Origin of the sequence: Paraburkholderia sp. (assembly GCF_035501035.1) — a bacterium.
Taxonomy (GTDB): Bacteria; Pseudomonadota; Gammaproteobacteria; order Burkholderiales; family Burkholderiaceae; genus Paraburkholderia.
The window spans coordinates 1-7284 of sequence record NZ_DATJWR010000140.1; the positions used below are offsets into that span (position 1 = coordinate 1).

General features: G+C 65.6%; 7 protein-coding genes. 2 read left to right on the forward strand and 5 right to left on the reverse strand.

All coding sequences use genetic code 11. The features are described from left to right. Nucleotides 1-227 precede the first annotated feature (227 nt). The 3 genes from VMJ11_RS09680 to VMJ11_RS09690 are packed head-to-tail and all read right to left on the reverse strand — an operon-like array spanning nt 228 to nt 2762. Entirely contained in the window at nt 228-1025 is a 798-nt protein-coding gene (locus VMJ11_RS09680; RefSeq protein WP_325619195.1) for a MetQ/NlpA family ABC transporter substrate-binding protein, read from the reverse strand. 59 nt (nt 1026-1084) lie between these two features. Continuing rightward, entirely contained in the window at nt 1085-1738 is a 654-nt protein-coding gene (locus tag VMJ11_RS09685; protein ID WP_325619196.1) for a methionine ABC transporter permease, read from the reverse strand. Further along, entirely contained in the window at nt 1728-2762 is a 1035-nt protein-coding gene (locus VMJ11_RS09690) for a methionine ABC transporter ATP-binding protein (RefSeq protein WP_325619197.1), read from the reverse strand. Before VMJ11_RS09690 ends, VMJ11_RS09685 begins: the two co-directional genes overlap by 11 nt. 278 nt (nt 2763-3040) lie before the next feature. Here VMJ11_RS09690 and VMJ11_RS09695 point away from each other — a divergent pair, with 278 nt between their 5' ends. Continuing rightward, entirely contained in the window at nt 3041-3964 is a 924-nt protein-coding gene (locus VMJ11_RS09695) for a lysophospholipase (protein ID WP_325619198.1), read from the forward strand. Nucleotides 3965-3979: 15 nt separating this feature from the next. Here VMJ11_RS09695 and VMJ11_RS09700 read toward each other — a convergent pair whose 3' ends face one another. Next, a complete protein-coding gene (locus VMJ11_RS09700) occupies nt 3980-4798 on the reverse strand; it encodes an enoyl-CoA hydratase (protein WP_325619199.1) in 819 nt (272 codons plus the stop codon). Between the two features lie 67 nt (nt 4799-4865). Next, nucleotides 4866-5792 carry a histone deacetylase family protein gene (locus tag VMJ11_RS09705; protein ID WP_325619200.1) on the reverse strand — a complete coding sequence of 309 codons (927 nt, stop codon included), beginning with the start codon at nt 5790-5792 and terminating at the stop codon, nt 4866-4868. Nucleotides 5793-6010: 218 nt separating this feature from the next. Between VMJ11_RS09705 and mltB the strand changes: the two genes are divergently transcribed. Beyond that, entirely contained in the window at nt 6011-7282 is a 1272-nt protein-coding gene (gene mltB / locus VMJ11_RS09710) for a lytic murein transglycosylase B (protein WP_325619201.1), read from the forward strand. Nucleotides 7283-7284: the final 2 nt, after the last annotated feature.

Here is a 7284-nt window from a genome sequence, read left to right on the forward strand (position 1 = left end):
ACAAGGACTTTCATTCACATGCTCCGAAGTTACGAATACGTCAACCTGGCGGACATTATAGCGATAGCCCTGTTGGGCGCATCCACCGCCAGCATCTTTCATTTACCACCACTGCCACGCCCCTGGTCGTCAGTAGCGAACGATCGTGCGATTTTACGGTGGAAAAAACCCGGGCTCAAGCCCGGGCCCCGACAAATTTCTCTATTTTCCCGCCCTCAAACGGGGACTTACCACGAAGCGACGACCGCGCCGCCGAACTTCGTATCGATGTACTGCTTCACCTCCGGCGAGTGGTACGCAGCCACGAGCTTCGCCACCCACGGCTTGTTGCGATCAGCTTCGCGAATCGCGAGGATGTTCACGTACGGGCCCTTCGCATCTTCGATCGCGATCGCGTCCTGTTTCGGCTTGAGACCAGCTTCCATCGCGAAGTTCGTGTTGATCGCGGCCGCGTCCACATCGTCGAGCGAGCGCGGAATCTGCGCGGCGTCGAGCTCGACGATCTTCAGCTTCCTGGGGTTTTCCACGATGTCGAGCGGCGTCGCCTTCAAACCGGCATCGGCGCGCAGCTTGATGAGGCCCTGCTTCTGCAGCAGCAGCAGCGCGCGTCCGCCGTTCGTCGGATCGTTCGGCACGGCAATGCGCGCGCCCGGCTTCAGTTCTGCCAGCGACTTGATCTTCTTCGAGTAGATGCCCATCGGGAACGTGACCGTGTCCGTGATCTTGATGAGCTTGTAGCCGCGATCCTTCACCTGCGCGTCGAGATATGGCGCGTGCTGGTAGCTGTTCGCATCGAGGTCGCCGCTCGCGAGCGCCGCATTCGGCTGCACGTAGTCGGAGAACTCGATGATCTTGATGTTCAGACCGTTTTTAGCGGCCACGCTCTTCACGACTTCCATCACCTGCTCGTGCGGCCCGCCCGTCACGCCCACCTTGATGGTCTCGTCCGCGTGCGCCGCGAGCGGTGCGATGAGCGAGGCAGCGCCAAGCGCGGCCGCGAGCCGGATCATGAAACGACGTTGCATACCAAACCTTTGTCTTGAGTAGTAGTGTGGACCCGAGGATCCACTTTTATAAGGATGACTTACTTGTGGCTCAGGCGCCGCACGAGCCAATCGCCGAACGACTGCACGAGCTGCACGAACACGATCAGGATCACGACCACGATCAGCATGACTTCAGGCTCGAAGCGCTGATAGCCATAGCGAATGCCGAGGTCGCCGAGTCCGCCGCCGCCGATCGCGCCCGCCATGGCCGAGTAGCCGACGAGCGAGATGAACGTGATGGTGAGCCCTGCCACCACGCCCGGCAGCGACTCGGGCAGCAGCACCTTGAAGACGATCTGGCTCGTGCTCGCGCCCATGGCCTGAGCGGCTTCGATCAGGCCGCGATCGACTTCGCGCAGCGCGGTTTCGACGAGACGCGCGATGAACGGCGCCGCGGCGATGGTGAGCGGCACGACGGCGGCCGCCGTGCCGATCGACGAGCCCACCACGAGGCGCGTGAACGGAATCACGGCGACGAGCAGGATGATGAAGGGCGTCGAGCGCACCGCGTTGACGACCACGCCCATCACGCGATTCACGGCGAGGTTCTGCAGCACGCCGTTGCGATCGGTGAGATAGAGCAGCACGCCGAGCGGCAGGCCGATGGCCGCGCCCACGAGTCCCGAGATGCCCACCATGATGAGCGTCTCCCAGAACGACTGGACGAACATGTCGAACATTTCACTCCACATGGGACAGCTCCTCCACCACGACACCCTGCTCGCGCAGCCACGCAATAGCCTGCGCCACCTTCACCGGATCGCCGCCCGCGAGCACCGCGAGCGAGCCGAACGCCTGCCCCTGAATCTCGTCGATCTGGCCGTGCAGGATGTTGAAGTCAAGCTCGAAGCGGCGAATCGTCTCCGACAACACTGGCTGATCGACGCCCGTGCCCGTGAATGCGAGGCGCAGCAAATGGCCGCTGCCTTTCGCGAGGCGCTCGGTCACGCGCGCCTTGAGTGCGGGCGGCAATTCCTGGGCAATGACGTCGCCGAGCAGCGCGCGCGTGACTTCGTGGCGCGGCTGCAGAAAGACGTCGATGACGGGACCACTTTCCACGACCCGGCCCGCGTCGAGCACGGCCACGCGGTCGCAGACCTGTTTGATCACTTCCATCTGGTGCGTGATCATCACGATGGTCAGGTTCAGCTCGCGATTGATCTTGCGCAGCAGGTCGAGAATGGCGCGCGTGGTTTCGGGGTCGAGCGCCGAAGTCGCTTCGTCGGAGAGCAACACTTTCGGCTTGCTCGCGAGCGCGCGCGCGATGCCCACGCGCTGCTTCTGGCCGCCGCTAATCTGCGAGGGATAGCGGTCCTTCTGCGCGGACAGGCCGACGAGATCGAGCAGCGGCAGCACGGATTCCTCGATCTGCGCGCGCTTCACGCCCGCCAGCTCGAGCGGCAGCGCGACGTTGTCGAACACGGTGCGCGAGGAAAGCAGATTGAAGTGCTGGAAGATCATGCCGATCTCGCGCCGCGCGTCGCGCAAGTCAGCCGAAGAGAGCGACGTGAGCGTGCGCCCGTTGACGACGATGTCGCCTTCGGTAGGCCGCGTGAGCAGGTTGATGGTGCGCACGAGCGTGCTCTTGCCCGCGCCGCTGCGCCCGATGATGCCGAACACTTCGCCCGGCGGTATCGTCAGATTGACGCTGTGCAGCGCCTCGATCCAGCCTTGCGGGCCGGCGAAGCGCTGGGACACGTTTCGAATTTCGATCATGGAAAAAACGAAACGGCGGGTGTGCCGCGCGCCGCTCGTCTCGCCACGAACATGGGTTCGCGGCAAACGCGTCGCGCCGGCAGACAGCCGCCGTTTGCTGGACTGGATTTAGCCCGCCATTTTACCCTGGCAGGCAAAATTCCTTTTAATAATCAATTTCGATATTTTCATAACCCATATGCATTAGAGGGAGATGGCGGCCTGCCGCCGCGCGTGCGGCCGCTACACTGCTGCCGACAGCCTGACACTGATAATTAACCGCCCAGCCAGGGAGCGAGATGGAGACAAGTCAAAACGTCGGCGCAACCGCTGCCGTCATTCCGGCCTCTTCAGCCCAAGCCGCCAGTGCCGCCGAGCCCACCGCGAGCGCGACGCTACGCACGCGCGACGGCATCGAACTGCCGCTTTACGTCTGGCGCACGCAGAAGCCGCGTGCAGCCCTCGCGCTCGTGCACGGTCTTGCGGAGCACGCGGGCCGCTACGCGGCGCTCGCCGGGCGGCTGAATGCCGCGGGCATCGATGTCTACGCGATCGATCTGCGCGGTCACGGGCACGCGCCGGGCCGTCGCGCGTGGATCGCGAGTTTCTCCGAATACCTCGACGACGCCGAGGCGCTCGTCGCCCACGCGAGCGCGCAATGCGCCACGCAGCGCGTGCCGCTCTTCCTGATGGGGCACAGCATGGGCGGCGCGATTGCCGCGCTCTATGCGATCGAGCGCCTGCCGCAAACGCGCGTGTCGGTCGCGGGCCTTTTGCTGTCGAGCGCAGCGCTCGCACCGGGCCGCGACGTGCCCGCGTGGATGATCGCCGCGAGCCGCATCATCAGCGCGATCTGGCCGCGCTTTCCGGCCATGAAGATCGATGCCGCCCTGCTCGCGCGCGACCCCGGAGTGGTCGCGGCAAATCGCGCCGATCCGCTCGTGCATCACGGCGCGATACCCGCTCGTACGGGCGCGCAATTGCTGGATGCGATGAAGCGCGTCGAAGCGGGCCGCGCGCAATTGCGCTTGCCCGTACTGATCTGGCATGGCGCCGAGGACAAACTCACCGAACCCGAAGGCAGCCGCGCATTCGGCGCGAACGTGGGGTCTCCCGATCGCACGCTCACGATCTACGAAGGCAACTACCACGAAACGCTCAACGATCTCGACCGCGAACGCGTGATTGGCGCGATGATCGACTGGATCGATCGGCACTGCTAAGTGGCAGCGCGTGCGCTATTTCGGCCCGCGCTTGTCGATGAACGCCTGCACGCCGTCGAGCGCGGGGTCGCTCATCATATTGCACGCCATTGTCTGCCCGGCCAGTTGATACGCGGCCTCGACGCCCATTTCGAGTTGCCGGTAGAAGAGGCCCTTGCCCGCCTCGACCGCCTCGCGCGGCTTCGCGCAGATGCTCGCGGCAAGCGCCGTCACGGCGGCGTCGAGCTCGTCGGCGGCGACCACGCGGTTCACGAGGCCTTCGCGCTGCGCCTTGAGCGCGTCGATGAATTCACCCGTCATCAGCATCTCGAAGGCCGCCTTGCGCGAGACGTTGCGCGTGAGCGGCACGGCGGGCGTGGAGCAGAAGAGCCCGAGATTGATACCCGACACGGCGAAACGCGCCGAGTCCGCCGCCACCGCGAGGTCGCACATCGCGACGAGCTGACAGCCCGCCGCCGTCGCCACGCCTTGCACTCGCGCGATCACGGGTTGCGGCATCTTCTGGATCGTCAGCATCATCTTCGAGCAGCGCTCGAATAGCTTCGCGTAGTAACCGTGCGAAGGCGCCGCGCGCATCTCCCTGAGGTCGTGGCCCGCGCAGAACGCGCGTCCCGCCGCCGCGATCACGACCACGCGCGCGTCGGATTTCGCCAGCGCGGCAAGCTCGGCCTGCAGTGCGTCGATGAGCGCCTCGGAGAGGGCATTGAACGCGTCGGGGCGGTTCAGCGTGAGGCGCACGACGCCCGGCACGCCATACGCGTCGCGCGTAACTTCGACGAGCGGCGCGGCATCGGCGGGCGATGGCGCTGGCGATGCGGACGGAAAAGCACTCATGTCGCGGGTCTCCTTCGTTCGATCATGCGTAACGGCTCACGCCGGCGGCGCCACCGCAGCGGCCCCACTAGATATCGGCAAGCACCCGCAGATGCGCGACCACGCTGCGGCCGAGCGCCGAGAGGTTATAGCCGCCCTCGAGACAGCTCACGATGCGCCCCTTCGCATGGCGGCGAGCGACCTCGCGAATCTGCTCGGTGATCCACGCGAAATCGTCCTCGACGAGCCCGAGGTTGCCGAGATCGTCTTCGCGATGCGCGTCGAAGCCCGCCGAAACGAACACCATCTCCGGCTTGAACTCGTGCAGGCGCGGCAGCCACATGATGTCGATGGCCTCGCGCACCTCCATGCCCTTGGTGCGCGCCGCGATCGGCAGGTTGACCATGTTCGGCGCCGGATTGTCCGCGCCGCTGTACGGATAGAACGGATGCTGGAAGAAGCTGCACATCAGCACGCGAGAATCGCCCGCGAACGCCGCTTCCGTGCCGTTTCCGTGATGTACGTCAAAGTCGATGATCGCCACGCGCTCGAGGCCATGCACTTCGAGCGCATGGCGCGCGGCAACCGCCACGTTGTTGAAGAAACAAAAGCCCATGGCGCGGGCCGGCTCCGCGTGGTGGCCGGGCGGGCGCACGCTGCAGAACGCGTTCTCGTAGCGGCCCGCGAGCACGGCGTCGGTGGCCGCGATCGCCGCACCTGCCGCGCGCAGCGCCGCTTGCCACGTGTGCGGATTCATCAGCGTGTCGGCGTCGATGCTCGCGTAGCCTTCTTGCGGCGCGGTGTTGCGGATGAAGTCGATGTGCGCCTGGGTATGCACGCGCAGGAGCGCCGCTTCGGGGGCGAGCGGCGCCGATTCGTCCCGCTCGATCAGCATGTCGATGCGGCTTGCGATCAGCTGGTCTTCGATGGCCTGCAGCCGCGCCGGGCATTCGGGATGCCATTCGCCCATCTCGTGGAGCAGGAAGTCGGGGTGAGAGAAGAAACCGGTCGTCATGAGTCGCACTGGCCGCGGGACTCGCGCGGGGGCGCGCGGCCGCGGGTCTCCTTCTGTCTTTTGTCTGGCGGCGCGCCGGCCGGCGCGCGAACAGATACCACGTTACCACAGCGACCAGGCGCCCACGCGCCATCACGGCATCCAGGGCCCCAAATCCCGCAAGGCGCTCGGTTATACTGCCCGGGATCAACCTGGACCGCTTCCCCCTCCTCTCTCACATGACGCTCAAGACCGCTCTGCCCGCCTTAGGCCGCCCACGCCACACGACCCTCGCCCTGGCGCTTTGCGTCGCGGCGTCGTTGTGCAGCGGCGCGGCGCGCGCGCAAACTTCCGCGCCGCAAGTGCGACAGACGCCCCTCACGCTCGCGCAGGCACAGCCGCAAACGCCCACGCAGCAGGGCCAGACGTTCGAGGAGGAAATCGTCCCGCAGCGCTACGCGAACAATCCGAACGTCGACGCTTTCATCAACGACATGGTGGCGCGCTACGACTTCGATCCCACGGCGCTGCACGCGCTCTTCGCGAGCGCGAACTATTCGGCCACGGCCGTAAAGCTCGTCACGCCCTCGCCCATTCCCGGCATCAAGAACTGGCGCGCCTATCAGGCGCGCTTTCTCGATCCAGTCCGCATCAACGCGGGCGTGCGCTTCTGGCGCGCGAACCAGGACACGCTGCAGCGCGCGTCGGAAGAGTTCGGCGTGCCCCCGGAGGTGATCGTCGGCATCATCGGCGTGGAGACGATCTACGGGCGCTACATGGGCAACTTCCGCGTGCTCGATGCGCTCACGACGCTCTCCTTCGATTACCCGGATACGCCGAATCGCGCCGATCGCATGGCCACGTTCCGCAAGAATCTCGAGGACTACCTCGTGTGGACGCGCGACGCGCAGATCGACCCGTCTTCGGTGCTCGGTTCGTATACGGGCGCGATCGGCATTCCCCAGTTTCTGCCGAGCAGCATCGTGCAATACGCGATCGACTACGAGGGCAACCATCACATCGACCTGCGCGCGAGCCAGGCCGACGCGATCGGCAGCGTGGCGAATTACCTGAAGCAGAACGGCTGGGAGACGGGTCGTCCCGTGGTGTGGGGGATCGCGAGCGATGCCGGCAGCCAGGGCATCGCGCAGGCCGCCGCGGACGGCAAACCGGAACCGCGCTGGCCGCTCAGCCAGTTGCTGCGCTCGGGGCTCGTGCTCAACCAGTCGGACGTGGATATCGCCGCCGAGGCGAGCACGCCGGTCACGGTGATCGACCTGCCCACGCCGGGCCGTGCCACGGAGTACAAGCTCGGGCTCAAAAACTTCTATGTGCTGACGCGCTACAACCGCAGCTTCTTCTATGCGCTCGCGGTGTATCAGCTAGGCATGCGCGTGAAAGCGCAGATGCTGGCGACGCAGCCGGGCGTGGGCGTAGGCCCTTCGAACGGCAACGGCAATGGCAACGGCATGAACGGCCCGGCCACGACGCCCACCCGGGAACAGGACTAAGC